The following is a 23,302-nucleotide window of genomic DNA, read 5'->3' as shown; positions in this document are numbered from 1 at the left end:
GCACGGGTAAGCCTGAACCTGTGTTACACGATCATCAGTTCCAGCTTTTCGCGCAATTCCCCTTCCAGCGGCAGCGCTTTCTGCGTTTTCAGATCGATACAGACAAAGGTGATCAACGCATCAGCCACCACCTGCCCTTCGGGATCGAGCGTAACCACCTGGCTTAACACGCCGCTTTTGCCATTGATCTGCTGCACCTGGCTGGTCACCGTGAGCACATCGCCCAACACGGCAGGGCGACGGTAGTTGATATTAATATTGACGACCACGAACGCGATGTTGTGCGCGGTCATCCACTGAAAGCTTTCGCTGTTTTCCAGCCCGTCCCAGCGCGCTTCCTCAAGAAACTCCAGGTAGCGGGCATTGTTCACATGCTGGTAAACGTCGAGGTGAAAACCGCGTACTTTTATTTTTGTCTGCATAGCGCAATAGCCTTTACTGTTATTGTAGGATGAGAGGTCATAACTGGTATGACCTCTTTATCCTGGCAAAATTTTGCCGCTGTGCAAGTAATTGTGAGATTACAACGTCAGGTGTGCGAGGTTGCGCTCAACCAGCGCGCTCCCCATGCCCGGAACCTGCTTGAGGTCGTCGACCGTTTTGAAAGGACCATACTCTTCACGATAGCTTACGATGGCCTGCGCTTTTTTCAGCCCGACGCCATTCATCACGCGGGCCAGCTCTTCCGCAGAGGCCGAATTGATGCTGACTCGCGTACCGTCATCATCCACATTTTTACCAACGTCAGCCGCTTTGGTTTGCCCCTGCCCCGGCGCTGCGGCGTCGGTCTTACTCTGTACCGCCTGTGGTTTAGCGGCAGGTGCCGCCGCCAGTGCGCCCGCGCTCATACCGGTGGTGGCAATAGCCAGCGTAATTAACAGTGCTTTGATTCCACATTTCATGCTGTTATCTCCTTGTTTGTAGACAGCCACGTCACGATAGCCGCCCGATAAAAGAGGCACAAACAGCAGAGTGCAGAAATGGAAAAGGCCGCGAAAGCGGCCTTTAGTTATTGCAGAGCGTTGCGAAAATCTGCGAGCAGATACGTAATTATTGCTGCTGAGTAATGATATCGCCCAGCTTAATTTTGGCCTCTTTACGCAGGTTGCTCATCATGGCTTCGAAGGCAATCTGGGCATTGTTCTGGGTAATCCCCTGGACCATCGCCTTCTTCTGCGCGTCTGGCAGAGTGCCGGCTTTCACTTCATCCAGCGCCAGCAGAACGACGTTACCCTGCATATCGGTAGTGGTGCCGAAGCTTGGCTTGTCTTTCGCCGGCAGAGTCAGGCCAAACGCGGCCTGGCTGATAGGGTCCTGACCAGTACGGCTCAGCGTTTTCGCTTCACCAAAGCTCAGGCCAGCCGCTTTCAGCGCGTCCTGTTTACCCGCTTTCAGATCGGCCAGAATCTTCTCAGCATCCAGTTTCGCCTGCTGTTCCGCTTTGTTGTGCTTAACCTGAGCGACGACCTGATCCTTCACGTCCGCCAGCGGTTTGACCGCTTCTGGCTTGTGCTCGCTGACGCGCAACACAAACGCACGATCGCCATCGACGGTGATGATGTCTGAGTTACTGCCCGGCGTGCCGTTCTCACCAACCAGACCACCGTTGAAGATGGCATCAGAAACCGGTTTGAAGTTCAGCTCTTCCGGCAGGTTGTCACGACCAAACCAGCCCGTCTCAACCGCTTTCACCCCAGCCGCCTGCTCGGCACCCGCCAGAGATTCGTTGTCGTTGCTGGCAGCATCACTCACTTTCTGCTGCAGCGCATAGTAGGCATCCAGCGCTTTTTCCTGCTTCACTTTTGCCGCGATATCGTCACGAACCTCAGCCAGCGGCTTGGTTTTCGCCGCGGTGATGTCGTCCAGACGCACGACCAGGAAACCTACGGAGGATTTAATGACGCCAGACAGTTGGCCTTTCTCTTTCAGACCCGCATTTTTCAGCTCGTCCGGCGTGGTCGCGTCTTCCAGCCAGCCCATATCGCCGCCGTTTTTCGCAGAGATAATGTCGGTGGATTTCGCTTTCGCGACGGTCGCAAAATCAGCGCCTTTGTTCAGCTCATCCAGTGCCGCTTTGGCATCCGCCTCGGTTTTGGTCTGAATCACGCTGTAGCGGTTACGCTGCGGCTGTGTGAACTGATCCTGATGTTGGTCGTAGTAAGACTGGATTTCCGCGTCAGACGCGCTTTCCTGCAGCGCAGCCGCATCCAGCTTGATGTAGCTCACGCGGAACTGTTCAGGAGAAACAAAGGTATTCTTGTTCTGCTCGTACCAGGCGTTAATGTCAGCGTCGCTCACCTGCTGTTTCGCCGCCAGGGCGTTAACATCAATGGTCGCTTCACGTACAACGCGCTGCTGCGCCACCAGCGCAGCCAGTTCATCCGTTTCGCCTTTAAGCATGAAATCGGTGCCAACAACGGCATTGATGAGCTGCTGGGTGGTCAGTTGGTTACGCAGCGCCTGCGCGTACTGATCGGCCGTCATCCCCATCTGGTTGACGATGCTGTTGTAACGCGCGTTGTCGAATTTACCGTTAGACTGGAAGGCTTGCGTGGAGAAGATGGCTTTTTTCACCTGCTCATCGCTAATGCCAAGGCCGAGTTTTTTGGCATACTGATCCAGCAGCGCTTCGTCGATAAGACGGTTCAGCGTCTGCTGACGCAGGGTCTTCATATACCCTTCGTTTGCTGCCAGTTCAGAGAATTGGTCGCCCAGCTGTTGCTGCATACGGTTACGTTCACCGGCAAAAGCATTCTCGAACTGGCCGCGGCTGATCTCCTGGCCATTCACTTTTGCGGCATAGTTCGCGCCACCGCCAATAAGGTAACTGCTCACGCCGGTCAATATGAACGACACGATAATGATACCGAAAATAATCTTGAGCACGAGACTGTTAGCAGCCGTGCGTAAGCTGTCCATCATGGTGTAACAACACTCCGCTGTAGGTGACTGGTTACCTGACGCTGACGGAAAATCCTGCCCGTCGCGCGTAAAGTCGTATTGTGACAAGAAAACGGGGCGATTGTCAGCCCACAACTCGCATAAACTCGCACAAATCAGGTCTGGACAAACAAAAAAGGCACATCAAAAGATGCGCCCTTGTACTATCCGGCTTCCCTGAAACGGGAAAGCAATCAGTTTACTGCGTCTTTCAGCGCTTTACCTGCACGGAAACCCGGCACTTTAGCGGCAGCAATGGTGATCTCTTTACCGGTCTGAGGGTTGCGGCCAGTACGGGCAGCACGCTCTTTAACAGCAAAAGTACCGAAGCCTACCAGTGCAACGTCGTCCCCAGCCTGCAGAGATTCAGTAACAGAAGCAATTAATGCATCTAACGCACGTCCAGCTGCAGCTTTAGAAATATCAGCACCAGCAGCAATTTTGTCAATCAGTTGAGATTTATTCACTGTTCTCTTCCTCTCTTTATAATTTATATCGCGCCTGAATCCTTCACAACGCGACCGCGCAGCAGTTATATCAGGCCTGCCATGACCTTACAACACCCGTTGTTGATGGCTGACCTAATCAGCAATCTAAATTAGCTATACAAAAAAAGGCTGGCAAGTGCGAAATGACTTACCAGCCTTGTTTTTATTGACGCTCTTTGCGCGAGGTCACTATTTTGCGGTTACAACCTGCATTCCGGACGGTTCATTCTGCAATGCGAGACTAAGTACTTCCTCAATCCGCTTAACAGGATGGATCTGCAGGTCGGCAATCACGTTGTCCGGAATCTCTTCCAGATCGCGTTTGTTTTCGTAAGGGATCAATACGGTTTTGATCCCACCACGATGCGCCGCCAGCAGTTTTTCTTTTAAGCCACCGATTGGCAGAACCTGACCGCGCAGGGTGATTTCACCGGTCATTGCCACATCAGCACGCACCGGGTTACCTGTCAGGCAAGAAACCAGAGCGGTACACATGGCAATACCCGCGCTTGGACCATCTTTCGGCGTCGCCCCTTCAGGTACGTGTACGTGGATGTCGCGTTTTTCGTAGAAATCCGGGTTGATACCCAGTTTCTCCGCGCGCGCGCGCACCACGGTCAGCGCCGCCTGAATAGACTCCTGCATCACTTCACCCAGCGAGCCGGTATAGGTCAGCTTGCCTTTACCCGGTACACAGGCGGTTTCGATGGTCAGCAGATCGCCGCCCACTTCCGTCCATGCCAGACCGGTGACCTGGCCAACGCGGTTTTCGTTATCCGCGCGACCATAGTCGAAGCGCTGAACGCCGAGATAGGCATGCAGGTTATCACCATTAATCGTGATGTGTTTCAGGCTCTTATCCAGCAACAGCTGTTTCACCGCCTTACGGCACAGTTTAGAGATTTCACGCTCAAGGCTACGCACGCCCGCTTCACGGGTATAGTAGCGGATGATGCCAATAATCGCGCTGTCCTCGACGGTCAGCTCGTTGGCTTTCAGCGCGTTACGCTCAATCTGTTTCGGCAGCAGGTGCTGTTTCGCGATGTTCAGCTTCTCGTCTTCAGTATAGCCGGAGAGACGGATCACTTCCATACGGTCCAGCAGCGGCGCCGGAATGTTCATGGAGTTCGACGTCGCCACGAACATCACGTCGCTCAGGTCGTAGTCCACTTCCAGGTAGTGATCGCTGAACGCCACGTTCTGTTCTGGATCAAGCACTTCCAGCAGCGCAGACGCCGGGTCACCACGCATGTCCGACGACATTTTGTCGATCTCATCGAGCAGGAACAGCGGGTTTTTAACGCCCACTTTCGCCATCTTCTGGATCAGTTTACCCGGCATAGAACCGATGTAGGTACGGCGGTGACCGCGGATTTCCGCTTCATCGCGTACGCCGCCCAGCGCCATACGGATATACTTACGTCCGGTCGCTTTAGCGATGGACTGGCCCAGAGAGGTTTTACCCACCCCCGGCGGTCCTACCAGGCACAGAATTGGGCCTTTGATTTTGTTTACACGGCTTTGTACCGCGAGGTACTCAAGAATGCGGTCTTTCACGCGTTCCAGGCCGTAGTGGTCGGTATCCAGGATCTCCTGCGCCTGACGCAGGTCTTTTTTGACCTTGCTGCGGGCGTTCCACGGAACCTGCACCATCCACTCAATGTAGCCGCGTACGACGGTCGCTTCAGCCGACATCGGAGACATCATTTTCAGCTTCTGCAGTTCTGCTTCCGCTTTCTCTTTCGCCTCTTTCGGCATCTTCGCCGCGTCGATCTTACGCTTCAGCGCTTCGTTTTCGTCCGGCGCGTCGTCCATCTCGCCCAGCTCTTTCTGAATGGCCTTCATTTGCTCATTCAGATAGTACTCACGCTGAGATTTCTCCATCTGCTTTTTGACGCGGTTGCGAATGCGCTTCTCAACCTGCAGCAGATCGATTTCAGACTCCATCATCGCCATCAGGTATTCCAGACGTTCGTTAACGTCGGACATTTCCAGCACGGACTGTTTGTCAGCCAGCTTCAGCGGCATGTGTGCAGCGATGGTGTCCGCCAGACGTGCAGGATCGTCGATGCTGTTCAGCGACGTCAGCACTTCTGGTGGGATTTTCTTGTTCAGCTTGATATAGCCTTCAAACTGGCTAATCGCGGTGCGAACCAGCACTTCCTGTTCGCGCTCATCAAGTTCAGGCGAATCAAGGTACTCTGCCTTCGCAGAGAAGTGTTCGCCGTCGTCTGACAGAGTGGTAATACGCGCACGCTGCAGGCCTTCTACCAGCACCTTCACGGTGCCGTCAGGCAGCTTCAGCATCTGCAAAATAGAGGCCACGGTCCCGACGGTGAAAAGATCGTTTACACCCGGCTCATCCGTTGATGCTTCTTTCTGGGCCACCAGCATGATTTTTTTATCATGATCCATAGCGGCTTCGAGGCAACGGATAGATTTTTCCCGCCCTACAAATAAGGGTATGACCATGTGCGGATAAACCACCACATCGCGCAACGGCAATACGGGGATTTCAATGCGTTCAGAACGCTCAGGATTCATAGAGCTCTCTCTTAGTTAGTGTCCGCCAGGTAAGCTGGTCATGTCACTGTGCTTCACATAACCATTAACATGTATCCAGTATATGGGGATGTTTCCCACACATTCAACGCTATGAATACGGAAAAAGTAAAGGGGAGATAAAATCCCCCCTTTTTGATTAACTGCTTGTATGATTTGGTGAATTATTCGCCAGATGCCTGCTGGGCTTCCGGTTTACCGTAAATCAGCAGCGGCTTGGTTTGACCGCTGATGACCGACTCGTCAATCACCACTTTCTCAACGTCTTCCATCGACGGCAGATCGTACATGGTGTCGAGCAGTGCCGCTTCAACGATAGAACGCAGGCCACGCGCGCCGGTTTTGCGGCTCATTGCTTTTTTGGCAATCGCATCCAGCGCTTCGTCGCGGAATTCCAGATCAACCCCTTCCAGATTGAACAGCGCCTGATACTGCTTGGTCAGCGCATTTTTCGGCTCTTTCAGGATCTGGATCAGCGCCTCTTCACTCAGCTCATTCAGCGTAGCCACAACCGGCAGACGACCGATGAATTCAGGGATCAGACCGAATTTGATCAGATCTTCTGGTTCAACCTGTGCCAGGAGCTCGCCTTCGTTCGGTTTTTCGGATGTGGATTTCACCGTTGCGCCAAAACCAATGCCGGAGCCGGTTTCGACACGGTGAGAGATAACTTTATCCAGACCAGCAAAGGCACCGCCACAGATGAACAGGATCTTGGAGGTATCAACCTGCAGGAACTCCTGCTGCGGATGTTTACGACCACCCTGTGGCGGAACGGCGGCAACCGTACCTTCGATCAGCTTCAGCAGTGCCTGCTGTACGCCTTCACCCGATACGTCACGAGTGATGGACGGGTTGTCGGATTTACGGGAGATCTTGTCGATCTCATCGATGTAAACAATCCCGCGCTGGGCTTTCTGTACGTCGTAATCGCACTTCTGCAGCAGTTTCTGGATGATGTTTTCGACGTCCTCACCCACGTAACCGGCTTCGGTCAGGGTGGTGGCATCCGCCATGGTGAACGGAACATCAAGCAGACGCGCCAGGGTTTCAGCCAGCAGCGTTTTACCGGAACCGGTTGGGCCGATCAGCAGAATGTTACTTTTACCCAGTTCCACGCCATTGCTGGTATCGCCGTTACGCAGGCGTTTGTAGTGGTTATAGACCGCTACCGCCAGCACTTTCTTGGCCTGCTCCTGGCCGATGACGTAGTCGTCAAGGTGATGACGAATTTCATGCGGCGTTGGCAGCGCGCTGCGCTCACGGTGCGGTGCGACTTCTTTAATCTCTTCGCGAATGATGTCGTTACATAAATCGACGCATTCGTCGCAGATATACACGGACGGCCCGGCAATCAGTTTACGCACTTCATGCTGGCTTTTGCCGCAAAAAGAGCAGTACAGCAGTTTGCCCGAACCATCTTTGCGTTTATCTGTCATGAGTCCAAACCTCTTTTTAAGTTCTTTGTGCCGCACATGACGACGCAAATGCCATTCTAAGACGCAAGCTGCATCAAGCAGCGTGCCGCCCTACCTTAGTATAGCGGCACACTCGCGTCGCGGGCATCAATTACGATGGGTCAACACGGAGTCGACTAAGCCGTACTCAACTGCCTCTGAAGCAGAGAGGAAGCGATCGCGCTCGGTATCGCGCTCGATCTGCTCGAGAGGTTGACCCGTATGCTGCGCCATAAGTTCATTCATGCGCGCTTTTACTTTCAGGATTTCGCGGGCGTGGATTTCGATATCCGTCGCCTGCCCCTGGTAACCGCCCAGCGGCTGGTGAATCATCACGCGGGAATTCGGCAAGCAGAAACGCTTACCCTTCGCCCCTGCGGTTAACAGGAACGCACCCATAGATGCGGCCTGACCCATACAGATCGTGCTGACATCCGGTTTGATGAATTGCATGGTGTCATAAATGGACATCCCTGCGGTAATCACGCCACCCGGGGAGTTAATGTACAGGTAAATGTCTTTTTCCGGGTTTTCCGCTTCCAGAAACAGCATCTGCGCCACGATCAGGTTAGCCATGTGGTCTTCCACCTGGCCGGTCAGAAAGATAACGCGTTCCTTGAGCAGACGGGAATAGATATCAAAAGAACGCTCACCACGTGAGGTCTGTTCAATAACCATTGGCACCAGAGCCATATGGGGTGCAAAGTTATCTCGTTCGCCACTGTATGACATTTCCGTCTCCTGGATCAAAATTGAAAACACCTGCTGTACTGATTGTAACCTTACGGACGGATTATCAGCCAGTCTCATTCATCATGATTACGTACTTATGGGGTTCACAGTGCCCTATTTCAAGCATAACAACCTTTTGTTGTTACGCTAACACCGAAAGGGCGTTTTAGCACTCTTCCTGGGCTCTGGCTGCGATAAAAAAAACCCGCTGCCGCAAGGCAACGGGTTTTCTGTTCAAACTTTAAACCGTTGGGGCGAAATTACGCCTGCTGGTTCATCAGTTCGTTGAAAGAGGTCGCTTTTTCGGTCACTTTCGCTTTCGCCAGTACCGCTTCAACCGCCTGCTCTTCCAGGGCAACGTTGCGCATGTTGTCCATCAGCTCTTTGTTCTTACCGTAGAACTCGATCACTTCTGATGGATCTTCGTATGCAGAAGCCATCTCTTCGATCAGGCCTTTCACACGCTCTTCGTCAGCTTTCAGCTCGTGGGTACGAATCACTTCGCCCAGCAGCAGGCCAACCACAACGCGGCGTTTTGCCTGCTCTTCGAACAGCTCACGTGGCAGTTCCATCGCTTGCTGCTGGTTGCCACCGAAACGCTGTGCAGCCTGACGGCGCAGAACGTCGATTTCGCTGTCGATCAGGGCAGCAGGAACGTCGATTTCGTTGGCTTTCACCAGACCTTCGATCGCCTGAGACTTCACGCGGTTGCGCACAGCGCCGTTCAGCTCGCGCTCCATGTTTTTACGCACTTCGGTACGCAGGCCAGCAACAGAACCGTCTTCCACGCCGAAACGTTTGATGAACTCTTCAGTCAATTCTGGCAGTTCGCGCTCTTCCACTTTCTTCAGGTTGATGACGAACTTCGCTGCTTTACCTTTCAGGTTTTCAGCGTGGTATTCTTCCGGGAAGGTCACGTCGATGGTGAACTCTTCGCCAGCCTTGTGGCCTTTGATACCGTCTTCGAAGCCTGGGATCATACGACCCTGGCCCATTGCCAGTACGAAGTCAGACGCTTTGCCGCCTTCGAACTCTTCGCCGTCTACAGAACCGGTGAAGTCGATGGTTACGCGGTCTTCCGCGTCAACAGCGCCTTCTTTCTCTTTCCAGTTCGCCTGCTGCTTACGCAGGGTGTCCAGCATGCCGTCAACGTCTTCGTCAGTCACGGAGACAATCGGTTTTTCAACTTCGATAGATTCCAGACCTTTCAGCTCAACTTCCGGATACACTTCAAACTCTACGGAGTAGGTGAAGTCTTCGCCCAGTTTGTATTCGCCTGGAACGTAGTTTGGCGCACCGGCCGGATTGATTTTTTCTTTGATGATCGCATCGATAAAGTTGCGGCTCATCAGTTCACCCAGCACATCCTGACGCACGGAAGCGCCATAACGCTGAGCAACAACATTCATTGGTACTTTGCCCTTACGGAAGCCGTCAATACGTACTTTTTTTGCTACGTTGACCAGCTCGCTTTTCACAGCAGTTTCGATGCTGTCAGCAGCGATAGTAATCGTTACACGGCGGCCAAGGCCTTGAGTGGTTTCAACTGAAACTTGCATCTTGTTACCTCAAAAAAATCACAGTGCTCGGTCAACTCTGAATCTGTCTGTTATACCGGGATGCTCTCTTAGTGCAGATTCACATTCCCTGTCGCCAGAATCATCCCGAAGACATCCAATAAGACGCGGCATTATAGCGGCATCACTTAGGTGAGTCGAGAACGGTTGGGGCATGTTGCTGCGGCTTTTTTCACGCTTTAAGGCTATTTTTAGCCTTAAAATCGCACCATCCGCTCAAAACTCAGACAAAACAAAACGGCCCGAAGGCCGTTTTGAGGAAATCTGTAAGCAACATACTGGAAAAGCTCCAGCCGTTGCAAATCCGATTTATCAGGCGATAGTGCCTGCACCGCGACAGGGCGGCGATGCGAAAACCGTATCCTGCAAGCCTTCCCATTCCTTAATGGTATAGGTATGCAGTGCCAGCGCATGCACGGTCGTGGAGAGCTCTTCCGTCAAGGTGCTGTAGATCAAGCGATGTCGGTTCAGGAAACGTTCTCCCGTGAAGCGATCGCTAACCAGAACCACTTTAAAGTGGCTTTCAGAACCTGCCGGTACGTTATGACGATAGCTTTCGTCGACGACTTCGAGGAACACAGGGTTGAACGCTGCCCTTAATTTATCTTCTATATGCTCACGTATCATCATGAAATTACTCCTCCGACAACGCCAGGATGTCACCCATCCCTTTAAATATTAGCCGCTTTTACCGTTTCCATTACACATTGACAACAAATATTTAGCTTTCGTCCGATTTTCTCATTCAAACGAATGAAGTTAACTGTGAGGCTCATACCTTTTATCATCCGTGAAAGGAGAAAATGAGTGAGTTGGTCAGTTTTCAGACAAGACGATGAATTTACATGCGTTGACCACTTCCCCTGACCGTTGGCGATGTTATGATGGCGGCAATTTTTCTCTCTATTATGCTTACGATTCGTGAGAACTTAAAAATGTTAAAAAAAATCTTCTTTCCATTGGTAGCCCTTTTTATGCTGGCAGGCTGTGCTACCCCGCCTACCACCATTGATGTCTCACCAAAAATCACCCTGCCTCAGCAGGACCCAAGCCTGATGGGCGTCACCGTGAGCATTAACGGTGCCGATCAGCGTCAGGATCAGGCGCTGGCAAAAGTGACCCGCGATAACCAGCAGGTGACGCTCACCGCGTCCCGTGACCTGCGCTTCCTGCTGCAGGAAGTGCTGGAGAAACAAATGACCGCTCGCGGCTATATGATCGGCCCAAGCGGTGCGGTTGATCTGCAGATCATCGTCAACAACCTGTACGCTGACGTGTCACAGGGCAACGTGCGCTACAACATCGCCACCAAAGCGGATATCGCCATCATTGCCACCGCGAAGAATGGCAACAAGATGACCAAAAACTACCGCGCGAGCTACTCTGTTGAAGGTGCGTTCCAGGCATCCAACCAGAACATTGCTAACGCCGTTAACAGCGTGCTGACCGATACCATCGCCGATATGGCGCAGGACACCAGCATCCACGACTTTATCAAGCAGAACGCACGTTAATCCTGCTTACTGACCCGGTGTAATACCGGGTCAGTCTTAAAAGAACATGTCCAGCCATTACTTACGCATTTTCCAGCAACCGAAATCAGCGATTCTGCTGATCCTCGGCTTTGCCTCGGGTTTACCCCTCGCGCTCACCTCCGGCACGCTTCAGGCGTGGATGACGGTCGAGAACATCGATCTCAAAACCATTGGTTTCTTCTCGCTTGTCGGTCAGGCCTATGTCTTCAAGTTCCTGTGGTCGCCGGTGATGGATCGCTATACGCCGCCGTTCCTCGGGCGTCGCCGCGGCTGGCTGGTGATGACGCAGGTCCTGCTGCTGCTGGCCATCGCGGCGATGGGGTTTCTTGAGCCCACCACGCAGCTGCGCTGGATGGCCGCGCTTGCGGTGGTGATTGCCTTCTGTTCCGCCTCTCAGGATATCGTGTTCGACGCCTGGAAGACGGACGTGTTACCTGCGGAAGAACGCGGTGCCGGTGCGGCCATCAGCGTGCTGGGCTATCGCCTCGGGATGCTGGTCTCTGGCGGGCTGGCGCTGTGGCTGGCCGACCGTTACCTCGGCTGGCAGGGCATGTATTGGCTGATGGCCGCCCTGCTTATCCCCTGCATTATCGCCACGCTCTTTGCCCCCGAACCGAGCGACGTTATTCCGGTTCCCCGCTCGCTGGAGCAGGCCGTGGCCGAACCGCTGCGCGACTTCTTTGGCCGCAACAACGCCTGGCTGATCCTGCTGCTGATCGTCCTTTATAAGCTTGGCGACGCCTTTGCCATGAGCCTGACCACCACCTTCCTGATCCGCGGTGTCGGTTTTGACGCTGGTGAAGTGGGGGTAGTGAATAAAACGCTGGGGCTGTTTGCGACCATTGTCGGGGCACTTTACGGTGGCGTGCTGATGCAGCGCCTGACGCTGTTCCGCGCACTGCTGATCTTCGGCATTCTTCAGGGCGCCTCTAACGCGGGCTACTGGCTGCTGTCGATTACCGACAAACATATGATCAGCATGGCCGCTGCGGTGTTCTTCGAAAATCTCTGCGGCGGTATGGGGACAGCAGCCTTTGTCGCCCTGCTGATGACCCTGTGCAACAAGTCATTTTCCGCCACGCAGTTCGCGCTGCTCTCGGCACTCTCTGCCGTTGGCCGCGTTTACGTAGGTCCGATTGCCGGCTGGTTTGTGGAAGCCCACGGTTGGCCAACGTTTTATCTTTTCTCCGTCGTGGCTGCCGTGCCGGGGATTTTATTGTTGCTGGTCTGTCGCCAGACGCTGGAATATACCCAGCGGACCGAACACTTTATGCCACGAACGGAATATCACCGCGCCTACCGTTTTGCGTTACGTCTGTTAATGATGGGCTGCGTTGCGCTGGCACTCTGGCTTATCGTGCTCATTATTAATGCCAGCACACCACTGGCGCTCCCGTTTGAGGCCCTTCTGCTGGACGCCGGAGCCCTGCTGGCCATCGTTGGGATCCTGACGGGCGGTCTGCTCGATTTCATGGCGTTGCGGAAAACGCAGCTGACCTGAAGAAAAATGCGAAAGGTTATTTCCCGTTGTAATCACTACCCGAAATTATAACGGTGAAATAGCCACCATCGACTAAAAAAATATTTGTTGTTTTGTGCGGGATAGGATTTGGAAATTATTGGCTCTGGTTCCAAAACGCTATTTTTCATTAAACGATTCAGCATGCGATAGTTTGATTTTTCGTTTTTTAGATGTCTTTTTATTGATAATTAATTGTTAATTTTTTGTTTATTTTTAACAATGGTTATACCAATTGTCCCTTTTAGGGTATGCTTGGGGGGCCTTTCGTTATAAAGCCCATCTCATGCGGCTTCGGTCATAAAAACCGACATAATTTGCAACACTTGTGACACGTGCGGCAGAACCCGGTAACACCTTCCTGACACAGGCCTAATGATGTTTACAGTAATGTAACCTTCCCGTAAAATGCCCGCACACTTTAAACGCCACCAGACTCCCGTGGAATTGAGGTCGTTAAATGAGACTCAGGAAATACAATAAAAGTTTGGGATGGTTGTCATTATTCGCAGGCACTGTATTACTCAGTGGCTGTGATTCTGCACTACTAGACCCCAAAGGACAGATTGGACTGGAACAACGTTCACTGATATTGACGGCTTTTGGCCTGATGTTGATTGTGGTTATTCCAGCCATTTTGATGGCTGTTGGTTTCGCCTGGAAGTATCGTGCGAGCAATAAAGATGCGAAGTATAGCCCGAACTGGTCACACTCCAACAAAGTGGAAGCTGTGGTCTGGACGGTACCTATCCTGATCATCCTGTTCCTTGCCGTACTGACCTGGAAAACCACTCACGCACTTGAGCCAAGCAAGCCGCTGGTTCACGATGAAAAACCGATTACCATTGAAGTGGTCTCCATGGACTGGAAATGGTTCTTCATCTATCCAGAGCAGGGCATTGCTACCGTGAATGAAATCGCCTTCCCGGCGAACACTCCGGTTCAGTTCAAAGTGACCTCCAACTCCGTAATGAACTCCTTCTTCATCCCGCGTCTGGGTAGCCAGATTTACGCGATGGCCGGTATGCAGACTAACCTGCATCTGATCGCGAATGAAGCAGGCACCTACGATGGTATCTCCGCCAGCTATAGCGGCCCGGGCTTCTCAGGTATGAAGTTCAAAGCTATTGCAACGCCAGACCGTGCCGCTTTCGACCAGTGGGTTGAAAAAGCGAAACAGTCTCCAAACACCATGTCTGACATGGCGGCGTTCGAAAAAGTGGCTGCACCTAGCGAATACAACAAGGTGGAGTACTTCTCTAACGTGAAGCCTGATTTGTTCAAAGACGTTATTGGCAAATTTATGGATCACGGCAAGAGCATGGACATGACCCAGCCAGAAGGCGAGCACAGCGCGCACGAAGGTATGGAAGGCATGGACATGAGCCACGCGGAAACCGCTCACTAAGGGGCCGAGGAAGAAAATGTTCGGAAAATTGACACTGGATGCAGTGCCCTACCATGAACCGATTATCATGGTTACGGTGGCTGCAATTATCATCGGTGGCGCGGCCTTAGTTGGCCTGATCACTTACTTCGGTAAGTGGAGCTACCTGTGGAATGAGTGGCTGACTTCGGTTGACCACAAAAAACTCGGTATCATGTACTGCATCGTCGGTATCGTCATGTTAATTCGTGGCTTTGCGGATGCGATCATGATGCGTAGCCAGCAGGCGCTCGCGTCTGCGGGTGAAGCCGGCTTCCTGCCACCGCACCACTACGATCAGATCTTTACCGCCCACGGCGTTATCATGATCTTCTTCGTGGCGATGCCGCTGGTTATCGGTCTGATGAACGTGGTCGTTCCGCTGCAAATCGGCGCGCGCGACGTTGCGTTCCCGTTCCTGAACAACCTGAGCTTCTGGTTCACCGTTGTCGGCGTTATTCTGGTTAACCTGTCACTGGGCGTGGGCGAATTCGCGCAGACCGGCTGGCTGGCTTACCCACCGCTGTCAGGAATTGAGTACAGCCCGGGCGTTGGCGTCGACTACTGGATTTGGGCGCTTCAGCTCTCCGGTGTCGGTACGACCCTGACCGGTATCAACTTCTTCGTGACCATTATCAAGATGCGTGCCCCTGGCATGACCATGTTCAAGATGCCGGTATTTACCTGGGCATCTCTGTGCGCCAACATCCTGATTATTGCGTCCTTCCCAATTCTGACCGTTACCATCGCGCTGCTGACCCTGGACCGCTACCTGGGCACCCATTTCTTCACGAATGATATGGGTGGCAACATGATGATGTACATCAACCTGATTTGGGCATGGGGTCACCCGGAAGTTTACATCCTGGTTCTGCCTGTATTCGGTGTGTTCTCCGAAATCGCGGCAACCTTCTCGCGTAAACGTCTGTTTGGTTACACCTCTCTGGTGTGGGCAACCGTGTGTATTACCGTTCTGTCGTTCATCGTTTGGCTGCACCACTTCTTCACCATGGGTGCGGGCGCGAACGTAAACGCCTTCTTCGGTATTACCACCATGATTATCGCCATCCCGACCGGGGTGAAGATCTTCAACTGGCTGTTCACCATGTATCAGGGCCGTATCGTGTTCCACTCAGCAATGCTGTGGACCATCGGCTTCATCGTGACCTTCTCCGTAGGTGGGATGACCGGCGTACTGCTGGCGGTACCGGGTGCTGACTTCGTTCTGCACAACAGTCTGTTCCTGATTGCGCACTTCCATAACGTTATCATCGGTGGCGTGGTCTTCGGCTGCTTCGCTGGCGTAACCTACTGGTGGCCAAAAGCGTTCGGCTTCACGCTGAACGAAAAATGGGGTAAACGCGCGTTCTGGTTCTGGATCATCGGCTTCTTCGTCGCCTTTATGCCGCTGTACGTGCTGGGCTTCATGGGTATGACCCGTCGTCTGAGCCAGCAGATTGATCCGCAGTTCCACCCAATGCTGATGGTTGCAGCGGGCGGTGCCGTGCTGATTGCCTGTGGTATCGCGTCTCAGCTGATTCAGTTCTACGTGTCTATTCGCGACCGCGACCAGAACCGTGACCTGACCGGTGACCCATGGGGTGGCCGTACGCTGGAGTGGGCGACCTCTTCTCCACCGCCTTTCTATAACTTTGCCATCGTGCCTCAGGTTCATGAACGTGACGCATTCTGGGAAATGAAAGAAAAAGGTGAAGCGTACAAGCAACCTGCTCATTACGAAGAGATCCATATGCCGAAAAACAGCGGTGCGGGCATTGTCATTGCCGCCTTCGCAACGGTATTTGGTTTCGCAATGATCTGGCACATCTGGTGGATGGCGATTGTTGGCTTTGCTGGCATCGTAATCAGCTGGATTGTGAAGAGCTTTGACGAGGACGTGGACTACTACGTACCAGTCCGTGAAGTTGAAAAGCTGGAAAATCAGCATTTCGACGAGATTTCTAAAGCGGGGCTGAAAAATGGCAACTGATACTCTGGCGCACTCAACTGCCCACGCGCATGAACATGCGCACCACGATACAGGACCGACCAAAGTCTTCGGTTTCTGGATCTACCTGATGAGCGACTGCATTCTGTTCTGCTGTCTGTTCGCGACCTATGCCGTTCTGGTGAACGGCACAGCGGGCGGCCCGACCGGCAAGGACATCTTTGAACTGCCGTTCGTTCTGGTTGAAACCGCACTGCTGTTATTCAGCTCCATCACCTACGGCATGGCGGCTATCGCCATGTACAAAAACAACAAGAGCCAGGTTGTCTCCTGGCTGGCGTTGACCTGGTTGTTTGGTGCTGGATTTATCGGGATGGAAATCTATGAATTCCATCACCTGATCATGGAAGGCTTCGGCCCGGATCGCAGTGGCTTCCTGTCCGCGTTCTTCGCGCTGGTTGGCACCCACGGTCTGCACGTGACCTCCGGTCTGATCTGGATGGCAGTCCTGATGTTCCAGATTTCCCGTCGCGGCCTGACCAGTACTAACCGTACCCGTATCCTGTGCCTGAGCCTGTTCTGGCACTTCCTGGACGTGGTGTGGATCTGTGTGTTCTCTGTTGTCTATCTGATGGGGGCGATGTAATGAGTCATTCTAACGATCATGGCGCTTCCCACGGCAGCGTAAAAACCTACATGACAGGTTTCATCCTGTCGATCATCCTGACGGTGATCCCGTTCTGGATGGTGATGAGCGGTTCTGCGTCTAAGCCGGTTATCCTGGGAGCAATCCTGGTGACCGCGGTGATTCAGATTCTGGTGCATCTGGTTTGCTTCCTGCACATGAACACCAAGTCCGATGAAGGCTGGAACATGACCGCCTTTATCTTTACCGTGATTATCATCGCTATCCTGGTAGTCGGTTCCATCTGGATTATGTGGAACCTCAACTACAACATGATGGTTCACTAAGAGCGGCGAGTATGTTTAAGCAATACCTGCAAGTAACGAAACCAGGCATCATCTTTGGCAACCTGATCTCCGTGATCGGAGGGTTCCTGCTGGCCTCTAAGGGCAGCATTGATTACGCCCTCTTTATCTACACGCTGGTCGGTGTGTCACTGGTTGTTGCGTCCGGTTGTGTATTTAACAACTACATCGACATGGATATCGACAAGAAGATGGAAAGGACCAAAAATCGGGTGCTGGTGAAAGGCCTGATCGCCCCTTCCGTCTCGCTGGTGTACGCCACCTTGCTGGGTATTGCTGGCTTTATGCTGCTGTGGTTTGGTGCTAACCCGCTGGCCTGCTGGCTGGGGGTGATGGGGTTCGTGGTGTATGTGGGCATCTACAGCCTGTATATGAAACGTCACTCCGTCTACGGCACGCTGATTGGTTCTCTCTCCGGCGCTGCGCCGCCGGTGATTGGCTACTGCGCGGTCACGAACGAGTTCGACAGCGGTGCGCTGATCCTGCTGGCTATCTTTAGCCTGTGGCAGATGCCGCACTCCTATGCCATCGCAATTTTCCGCTTTAAGGATTATCAGGCAGCGAACATCCCGGTTCTGCCGGTCGTGAAGGGCATCTCCGTTGCCAAGAACCACATCACGCTGTACATCATCGCCTTTGCCGTGGCAACGCTGATGCTCTCTCTGGGTGGTTACGCCGGATACAAATATCTGGCGGTAGCGGCTGCGGTGAGCGTCTGGTGGCTCGGCATGGCGCTGCGCGGTTACAAAGTGGAAGATGACAAAGTCTGGGCGCGCAAGCTGTTTGTGTTCTCGATTGTGGCCATCACCTCGCTGTCCGTGATGATGTCTGTCGATTTCATGGTGCCAGATTCACACAACCTGCTGACTTACGTCTGGTAAGCCACAACAGGTGAATAAAGGGGTGCTTCGGCACCCTTTTTTATTCACGGAATTTATTAATAACGCATGTAATATTTGTTAAATAACCCTTTATTTACCCCGCCCCTTCCCCGCACTACACTATGGCCTGCTTTTGAACTGAGGTGGTAATGAACGATTATAAAATGACGCCAGGCGAGCTACGCGCGACCTGGGGCTTAGGGACTGTCTTCTCGCTACGGATGCTTGGCATGTTTATGGTCCTGCCTGTTCTGACCACGTACGGTATGGCGCTGCAGGGGGCCAGCGAGGCGCTGATTGGCCTCGCCATTGGCATTTATGGTCTGGCGCAGGCGGTGTTCCAGATCCCGTTTGGCCTGCTCTCTGACCGGGTGGGCCGCAAGCCGCTGATTGTCGGCGGGCTGCTGGTCTTTGTGCTCGGAAGCGTCATTGCCGCCCTCTCCCACTCCATCTGGGGGATTATTCTTGGCCGCGCCCTGCAGGGCTCCGGCGCGATTGCCGCCGCGGTGATGGCGCTGCTGTCAGACTTAACCCGCGAGCAGAACCGCACCAAAGCCATGGCCTTTATCGGCGTCAGCTTTGGCGTGACGTTTGCGATTGCGATGGTGCTGGGCCCGATAATCACCCATGCGCTCGGCCTGCACGCCCTGTTCTGGATGATTGCCGTGCTGGCAACCCTCGGCATTGTCTTAACCCTGTGGGTGGTGCCGGACAGCAAAAACCACGTCCTCAACCGTGAATCCGGCATGGTAAAAGGCTGCTTCAGCAAGGTGATTGTCGAGCCGCGCCTGCTTAAGCTGAATTTCGGCATTATGTGCCTGCACATTCTGCTGATGTCGACCTTTGTCGCCCTTCCCGGCCAGCTTGCCGCCGCGGGTTTCCCGGCGGCTGAGCACTGGAAAATCTATCTGGTCACGATGTTGATTTCGTTTGTCTCCGTCGTGCCGTTCATCATCTACGCCGAAGTGAAGCGCAAAATGAAGCGCGTCTTCGTGGGGTGCGTGGCGGTCCTGCTGATTGCCGAGATCGTGCTCTGGGGTGCCGGCCCGCACTTCTGGGAGCTGATTGCCGGCGTGCAGCTGTTCTTCCTGGCATTTAACCTGATGGAAGCCCTGCTGCCGTCGCTGATCAGCAAAGAGTCCCCCGCCGGTTACAAAGGCACGGCGATGGGCATTTACTCCACCAGCCAGTTCCTCGGCGTGGCGATCGGCGGCTCGCTTGGCGGCTGGGTCGACGGCCTGTTTGATTCACAAACCGTGTTTCTCGCGGGCGCGCTGCTGGCGACAGTCTGGCTGCTGGTTGCCGGCACCATGAAAGAGCCGCGCTACGTGAGCAGCCTGCGCGTAGAAATCCCGGATGATGTGGAGATTAGCGACGCGCTGAAACAGCGTCTGGAAGCAAAAGAAGGGGTCACGGAGGTGCTGATTGTTCCCGAAGAGCGCAGCGCTTACGTCAAAATTGACAGCAAGGTGACCAACCGCTTTGAGGTCGAGCAGGCGCTGAAAGCGTGAAAAAAAGCCCGGGTAAACCGGGCTTTTTATATTAGTCGCGGAAGTTTTTAAACTGGAACGGTTGTCCCAGATCGCCGCCGCGCACCAGCGCCATCACGGACTGCAGATCGTCGCGGGACTTACCGGTCACGCGAATTTCCTCGCCCTGGATCTGCGCCTGCACCTTCAGCTTGCTGTCTTTGATGAGCTTCACGATCTTCTTCTGCACCGCGCTCTCGATGCCCTGCTTCAGCTTCGCTTCAACAAACCACGTTTTGCCGCTGTGGACGAACTCTTCCGGCACGTCCAGGGAGGTCCCTTCGATGCCGCGCTTCAACAGCTTGGCGCGCAGAATGTCGAGCAGCTGATTCACCTGGAAATCAGACTCGCTCAGCACCTTAATGGTCTTATTTGCGTCGTTCAGCTCAAACGACGCCTCAACGCCACGAAAATCGAAACGTGACTCAACTTCGCGGGTTGCGTTCTCAACGCCGTTGCGAACTTCCTGGATATCAACTTCGGAAACAATATCGAAAGATGGCATCTTTTCTTCTCCCTTCACTTTTGTTGCGTTGCATAATACCCGCTACGAGGCATAACTCAACAGAAGCTTAGCTGTATAATTAAGCTGTAACACCTGGCGCAGTTGCAGGTGAGGAGGAACAATGAAAATTACGGTGCTCGGATGCGGAGCGCTTGGTCAGCTGTGGCTGACCGCACTGTGCAAGCACGGACATGAGGTTCAGGGCTGGCTGCGCGTGCCCCAGCCTTATTGCAGTGTAAACCTGATTGGTGAAGACGGAAGCATCTTTAACGAATCCCTCACCGCGAACGATCCTGATTTCCTGGCGCAAAGCGACCTTTTACTGGTGACGCTTAAAGCCTGGCAGGTCTCAGACGCGGTAAAAACGCTGGCCGCGCAGCTCCCCCCCACTTCGCCCATACTGTTGCTGCATAACGGCATGGGAACCCTGGATGAGCTGAAAAGCGTTCCGCAGCCCCTGCTGATGGCAACGACCACCCACGCTGCGCGCCGCGACGGCAACATCATCGTGCATGTCGCCAGCGGCGTGACGCACATCGGGCCTGCCAGAACGCAGGATGGGGACTACAGCTATCTTGCCGATGTGCTGCAGAAGGTGCTCCCGGACGTGGCCTGGCATAACCACATTCGCCCTCAACTCTGGCGCAAGCTGGCCGTTAACTGTGTGATCAACCCGCTGACGGCGCTGTGGAACTGCCCGAACGGTGAACTGAAAAACCATCCGCAGGAGGTAGCGTCCCTGTGTGCAGAAGTCGCGGCGGTCGTTGAGCGGGAAGGCTTGCATACCTCAGCAGACGATTTGCGCTGTTATGTCGAGCAGGTTATTGAGAGTACAGCTGAGAACATCTCCTCGATGCTGCAGGATGTTCGGGCATTACGCCACACGGAGATCGACTACATTACGGGATATCTGCTAAAACGCGCCCGCGCGCACGGCATCGCGGTGCCGGAAAACGCCCGTCTGTATGACCTGGTTAAACGTAAGGAGAGTGAATATGAGCGCGTCGGCACTGATCTGCCTCGCCCCTGGTAGCGAAGAGATGGAGGCGGTCACCACCATCGATCTGATGGTGCGCGGCGGCATTAAGGTCACCACCGCCAGCGTCGCCAGCGACGGTAATCTGGCAATCACCTGTTCACGCGGGGTGAAAATCCTTGCAGATGCACCGTTGGTACAGGTGGCTGACGGAGATTACGACATCATCGTGCTGCCCGGTGGGCTGAAGGGCGCGGAATGTTTTCGTGACAGCCCGCTGCTGGTTGAGACCGTGCGTCAGTTTCATTTATCCGGGCGCATTGTCGCCGCCATTTGTGCCGCCGCCGGCACGGTGCTGGTTCCCCATGACATCTTCCCCATCGGCAACATGACCGGCTTCCCGGGGCTGAAAGACACCATTCCGGAAGATCAATGGGTGGACAAGCGCGTCGTCTGGGATCCCCGCGTCAACCTGCTGACCAGCCAGGGCCCGGGCACCGCGATTGATTTTGGCTTAAAGATTATCGACCTGCTGGTCGGGCGGGAGAAGGCGTACGAAGTCGCGTCATCGCTGGTGATGCCAGCGGGGATTTATAATTACTATGAAGAGTAGTGCATAAAAAAAGCCGGGTGGCGGCCACGCCTTACCCGGCCTACAAATGCACGGTACCGTAGGCCCGGTAAGCGAAGCGCCACCGGGCGAGAAACTACGGACGATACACCTTCACATTGGCAAAGCCCTGCTCGCGCAGATACAGCGCCTGCAGGCGACTCATCACCCCGCGCTCACACCACAGCAGGTACGTTTTGCTCTGGTCGAGGTCGCCAAACTTTGTGCTCAGCTTGTAGAACGGCAGAGAAACCACTTCGACGCCGTCAACCTGCAGCGGCTTGTCATCCTGCTCGTCAATGGAGCGGATATCCAGAATCGCGTCGTTCGCGCCGAAACCGCTCACGGTCTCCACTTCTACCACTTCCTGCTCGGTCTGCTGGGCGATCTCGCGGATATCAATGTTGGACGCTTCTTCCACCACTTTATCCAGAATGCTGAAATCGAAGTTCTCTTCTTCCGCTTCGATCTTCGCCTTCACCGCTTTGACGGTCGGGCTTTTTGAGATCACGCCACAGTATTCCGGCATGGTGCGGGCAAAATCTTCGGTACCGATTTCGCGCGCCAGATCGATGATGTGCTCTTTATCATGGGAGATCAGCGGACGCAGGATCAGGGTATCAGACACGTTGTCGATCAGGCGCAGGTTGGTCAGCGTCTGGCTGGAGACCTGCCCCAGCGCTTCACCGGTGACCAGCGCCTGCACGCCGTAGCGTTCAGCCACTTTGGATGCCGCACGCACCATCATACGCTTGAGGACAACGCCCATCTGGCCGTCGTCCACTTTCTCCAGAATCTCGCCGACCACCGGTTCGAAATTGATTGCCACGAAACGCACGCGGTGGGAGCTGCCGAAGCGGTTCCACAGGTAATGCGCCACCTGACGAACGCCGATTTCGTGCGCCGCGCCGCCCAGGTTGAAGAAGCAGTAGTGTACGCGGCAGCCGCGGCGCATCAGCATATAGCTGGAGACGCCGGAGTCGAAGCCGCCGGAGATCAGGGACAGAACATCTTCCTGAGTCCCGATCGGGAAGCCGCCGATACCTTCATAGCGGCCTTTCACCAACAGCAGGCGATCGTTTTCGATCTCCAGATTAACGGTCACGTCCGGGTTGGTCAGACGCACGCGCGCCGTCTCAACGTGCTGGTTCAAACCGCCGCCAACGTAACGTTCCACTTCAATGGAGCTGAATTCGTGCTTACCGCGACGCTTCACGCGCACGCAAAAGGTTTTGCCTTCGATCCGATCGCGGTACTGAACCAGCGCTTTTTCGAAGATGTCGTGCATATCGCTGAACGGGACATCTTCCACTTCCAGAATATGGTGGATCCCCGGAATACGGGTCAGCGCGTCGCGAATATCCTGACGTTTGTTTTCGTCTTTCGCACGGACCTCAACGTGGTCCCAGTGGCGCACCACGGCGAGGGTTTCGTCGTAGTGCTTTAAAACGTTACGAATGTTCCCGGTGAGAATTTTAATAAAGCGCAAACGCACAGATTGGCTTTTGATGGTGATTTCAGGGAACAATTTAATGATAAACTTCATGGCGGCAATGTTTCTTAGGCAAGCGTATTAAGGCTTGTAATGGAAAAGAGTACAGCAGCCCACACCCGTGGCTGCATCCAG

General features: G+C 53.9%; 21 protein-coding genes. 10 read left to right on the top strand and 11 right to left on the bottom strand.

The genetic code is table 11. From position 1 onward, the window contains the following. Positions 1–23: 23 nt before the first annotated feature. The 9 genes from C6A40_RS00565 to bolA form a co-directional block, all read right to left on the bottom strand. Positions 24–422 (bottom strand): YbgC/FadM family acyl-CoA thioesterase, encoded by a 399-nt coding sequence (locus C6A40_RS00565; RefSeq protein WP_021241651.1) that lies wholly within the window; start codon positions 420–422, stop codon positions 24–26. 99 nt (positions 423–521) lie between these two features. Beyond that, positions 522–902 (bottom strand): helix-hairpin-helix domain-containing protein, encoded by a 381-nt coding sequence (locus C6A40_RS00560; RefSeq protein ID WP_045335397.1) that lies wholly within the window; start codon positions 900–902, stop codon positions 522–524. Positions 903–1,050: 148 nt separating this feature from the next. After that, the gene (ppiD, locus tag C6A40_RS00550) at positions 1,051–2,922 is read right to left on the bottom strand and encodes a peptidylprolyl isomerase (RefSeq protein ID WP_045335396.1); all 1,872 of its coding nucleotides are present in this window, start codon (positions 2,920–2,922) and stop codon (positions 1,051–1,053) included. A gap of 212 nt (positions 2,923–3,134) precedes the next feature. Then, positions 3,135–3,407 carry a nucleoid-associated protein HU-beta gene (hupB, locus tag C6A40_RS00545; RefSeq protein WP_002444653.1) on the bottom strand — a complete coding sequence of 91 codons (273 nt, stop codon included), beginning with the start codon at positions 3,405–3,407 and terminating at the stop codon, positions 3,135–3,137. 210 nt (positions 3,408–3,617) lie between these two features. Next, on the bottom strand, positions 3,618–5,972 hold the full coding sequence (lon, locus tag C6A40_RS00540) for an endopeptidase La (protein ID WP_008503315.1): 2,355 nt from the start codon (positions 5,970–5,972) through the stop codon (positions 3,618–3,620). Between the two features lie 182 nt (positions 5,973–6,154). Further along, a complete protein-coding gene (gene clpX / locus C6A40_RS00535; protein ID WP_008503316.1) occupies positions 6,155–7,429 on the bottom strand; it encodes an ATP-dependent protease ATP-binding subunit ClpX in 1,275 nt (424 codons plus the stop codon). Positions 7,430–7,555: 126 nt separating this feature from the next. Continuing rightward, complete coding sequence (gene clpP / locus C6A40_RS00530; RefSeq protein ID WP_008503317.1) at positions 7,556–8,179, bottom strand: ATP-dependent Clp endopeptidase proteolytic subunit ClpP; 624 nt, start codon at positions 8,177–8,179, stop codon at positions 7,556–7,558. Positions 8,180–8,439: 260 nt separating this feature from the next. Further along, on the bottom strand, positions 8,440–9,738 hold the full coding sequence (tig, locus tag C6A40_RS00525) for a trigger factor (protein WP_008503318.1): 1,299 nt from the start codon (positions 9,736–9,738) through the stop codon (positions 8,440–8,442). A 330-nt stretch (positions 9,739–10,068) separates the two neighbouring features. After that, positions 10,069–10,386 carry a transcriptional regulator BolA gene (gene bolA, locus C6A40_RS00520; RefSeq protein WP_021241655.1) on the bottom strand — a complete coding sequence of 106 codons (318 nt, stop codon included), beginning with the start codon at positions 10,384–10,386 and terminating at the stop codon, positions 10,069–10,071. Between the two features lie 305 nt (positions 10,387–10,691). Between bolA and C6A40_RS00515 the strand changes: the two genes are divergently transcribed. The 8 genes from C6A40_RS00515 (at position 10,692) to C6A40_RS00480 (ending at position 19,566) form a co-directional block, all read left to right on the top strand. After that, entirely contained in the window at positions 10,692–11,270 is a 579-nt protein-coding gene (locus tag C6A40_RS00515; protein WP_045335494.1) for a lipoprotein, read from the top strand. 46 nt (positions 11,271–11,316) lie between these two features. Then, positions 11,317–12,792 (top strand): muropeptide MFS transporter AmpG, encoded by a 1,476-nt coding sequence (gene ampG, locus C6A40_RS00510; protein ID WP_023343488.1) that lies wholly within the window; start codon positions 11,317–11,319, stop codon positions 12,790–12,792. Positions 12,793–13,270: 478 nt separating this feature from the next. Next, the gene (gene cyoA / locus C6A40_RS00505; RefSeq protein ID WP_008503322.1) at positions 13,271–14,218 is read left to right on the top strand and encodes a cytochrome o ubiquinol oxidase subunit II; all 948 of its coding nucleotides are present in this window, start codon (positions 13,271–13,273) and stop codon (positions 14,216–14,218) included. Positions 14,219–14,234: 16 nt separating this feature from the next. Beyond that, on the top strand, positions 14,235–16,226 hold the full coding sequence (gene cyoB / locus C6A40_RS00500; protein WP_008503323.1) for a cytochrome o ubiquinol oxidase subunit I: 1,992 nt from the start codon (positions 14,235–14,237) through the stop codon (positions 16,224–16,226). Further along, on the top strand, positions 16,216–16,830 hold the full coding sequence (locus C6A40_RS00495; protein WP_008503324.1) for a cytochrome o ubiquinol oxidase subunit III: 615 nt from the start codon (positions 16,216–16,218) through the stop codon (positions 16,828–16,830). The genes cyoB and C6A40_RS00495 overlap by 11 nt, the downstream gene beginning before the upstream one ends. Beyond that, positions 16,830–17,156 (top strand): cytochrome o ubiquinol oxidase subunit IV, encoded by a 327-nt coding sequence (locus C6A40_RS00490; protein ID WP_006176899.1) that lies wholly within the window; start codon positions 16,830–16,832, stop codon positions 17,154–17,156. Before C6A40_RS00495 ends, C6A40_RS00490 begins: the two co-directional genes overlap by 1 nt. An 11-nt stretch (positions 17,157–17,167) precedes the next feature. Beyond that, a complete protein-coding gene (gene cyoE / locus C6A40_RS00485; protein ID WP_008503325.1) occupies positions 17,168–18,055 on the top strand; it encodes a heme o synthase in 888 nt (295 codons plus the stop codon). Positions 18,056–18,204: 149 nt separating this feature from the next. Beyond that, a complete protein-coding gene (locus tag C6A40_RS00480; RefSeq protein ID WP_045335395.1) occupies positions 18,205–19,566 on the top strand; it encodes an MFS transporter in 1,362 nt (453 codons plus the stop codon). Positions 19,567–19,597: 31 nt separating this feature from the next. Here the strand turns inward: C6A40_RS00480 and C6A40_RS00475 are convergent, their stop codons facing one another. Then, positions 19,598–20,089, bottom strand: a complete 492-nt coding sequence (locus tag C6A40_RS00475) for a YajQ family cyclic di-GMP-binding protein (protein ID WP_008503327.1) — start codon at positions 20,087–20,089, stop codon at positions 19,598–19,600. Between the two features lie 121 nt (positions 20,090–20,210). On the opposite strand from C6A40_RS00475, the gene panE reads away from it, so the two are divergent. Together panE and yajL are read left to right on the top strand one after the other, a co-directional pair. After that, positions 20,211–21,122 (top strand): 2-dehydropantoate 2-reductase, encoded by a 912-nt coding sequence (gene panE, locus C6A40_RS00470; RefSeq protein ID WP_008503328.1) that lies wholly within the window; start codon positions 20,211–20,213, stop codon positions 21,120–21,122. Then, on the top strand, positions 21,085–21,678 hold the full coding sequence (gene yajL / locus C6A40_RS00465; protein ID WP_008503329.1) for a protein deglycase YajL: 594 nt from the start codon (positions 21,085–21,087) through the stop codon (positions 21,676–21,678). Before panE ends, yajL begins: the two co-directional genes overlap by 38 nt. Before the next feature lie 94 nt (positions 21,679–21,772). Here yajL and thiI read toward each other — a convergent pair whose 3' ends face one another. Then, positions 21,773–23,221, bottom strand: a complete 1,449-nt coding sequence (gene thiI, locus C6A40_RS00460) for a tRNA uracil 4-sulfurtransferase ThiI (RefSeq protein WP_045335394.1) — start codon at positions 23,219–23,221, stop codon at positions 21,773–21,775. Positions 23,222–23,302 lie beyond the last annotated feature (81 nt).

The sequence above is a fragment of the Enterobacter sp. GER_MD16_1505_Eko_090 genome (assembly GCF_003331015.1).
GTDB lineage: Bacteria > Pseudomonadota > Gammaproteobacteria > Enterobacterales > Enterobacteriaceae > Enterobacter > Enterobacter roggenkampii.
The sequence above is the reverse complement of the archived record's forward strand: the minus strand, read 5'-3'. Positions and strand labels throughout refer to the sequence as shown.

Bases quoted from the DNA above. Each gene is read 5' to 3' on its own strand.
- ppiD (WP_045335396.1), bottom strand. From the start codon at position 2,922: ATGATGGACAGCTTACGCACGGCTGCTAACAGTCTCGTGCTCAAGATT.
- lon (WP_008503315.1), bottom strand. From the start codon at position 5,972: ATGAATCCTGAGCGTTCTGAACGCATTGAAATCCCCGTATTGCCGTTG.
- C6A40_RS00560 (WP_045335397.1), bottom strand. From the start codon at position 902: ATGAAATGTGGAATCAAAGCACTGTTAATTACGCTGGCTATTGCCACC.
- C6A40_RS00480 (WP_045335395.1), top strand. From the start codon at position 18,205: ATGAACGATTATAAAATGACGCCAGGCGAGCTACGCGCGACCTGGGGC.
- C6A40_RS00565 (WP_021241651.1), bottom strand. From the start codon at position 422: ATGCAGACAAAAATAAAAGTACGCGGTTTTCACCTCGACGTTTACCAG.
- panE (WP_008503328.1), top strand. From the start codon at position 20,211: ATGAAAATTACGGTGCTCGGATGCGGAGCGCTTGGTCAGCTGTGGCTG.
- clpP (WP_008503317.1), bottom strand. From the start codon at position 8,179: ATGTCATACAGTGGCGAACGAGATAACTTTGCACCCCATATGGCTCTG.
- yajL (WP_008503329.1), top strand. From the start codon at position 21,085: ATGAGCGCGTCGGCACTGATCTGCCTCGCCCCTGGTAGCGAAGAGATG.
- ampG (WP_023343488.1), top strand. From the start codon at position 11,317: ATGTCCAGCCATTACTTACGCATTTTCCAGCAACCGAAATCAGCGATT.
- cyoE (WP_008503325.1), top strand. From the start codon at position 17,168: ATGTTTAAGCAATACCTGCAAGTAACGAAACCAGGCATCATCTTTGGC.
- bolA (WP_021241655.1), bottom strand. From the start codon at position 10,386: ATGATGATACGTGAGCATATAGAAGATAAATTAAGGGCAGCGTTCAAC.
- C6A40_RS00490 (WP_006176899.1), top strand. From the start codon at position 16,830: ATGAGTCATTCTAACGATCATGGCGCTTCCCACGGCAGCGTAAAAACC.
- cyoB (WP_008503323.1), top strand. From the start codon at position 14,235: ATGTTCGGAAAATTGACACTGGATGCAGTGCCCTACCATGAACCGATT.
- C6A40_RS00515 (WP_045335494.1), top strand. From the start codon at position 10,692: ATGTTAAAAAAAATCTTCTTTCCATTGGTAGCCCTTTTTATGCTGGCA.
- tig (WP_008503318.1), bottom strand. From the start codon at position 9,738: ATGCAAGTTTCAGTTGAAACCACTCAAGGCCTTGGCCGCCGTGTAACG.
- cyoA (WP_008503322.1), top strand. From the start codon at position 13,271: ATGAGACTCAGGAAATACAATAAAAGTTTGGGATGGTTGTCATTATTC.
- C6A40_RS00475 (WP_008503327.1), bottom strand. From the start codon at position 20,089: ATGCCATCTTTCGATATTGTTTCCGAAGTTGATATCCAGGAAGTTCGC.
- clpX (WP_008503316.1), bottom strand. From the start codon at position 7,429: ATGACAGATAAACGCAAAGATGGTTCGGGCAAACTGCTGTACTGCTCT.
- C6A40_RS00495 (WP_008503324.1), top strand. From the start codon at position 16,216: ATGGCAACTGATACTCTGGCGCACTCAACTGCCCACGCGCATGAACAT.
- thiI (WP_045335394.1), bottom strand. From the start codon at position 23,221: ATGAAGTTTATCATTAAATTGTTCCCTGAAATCACCATCAAAAGCCAA.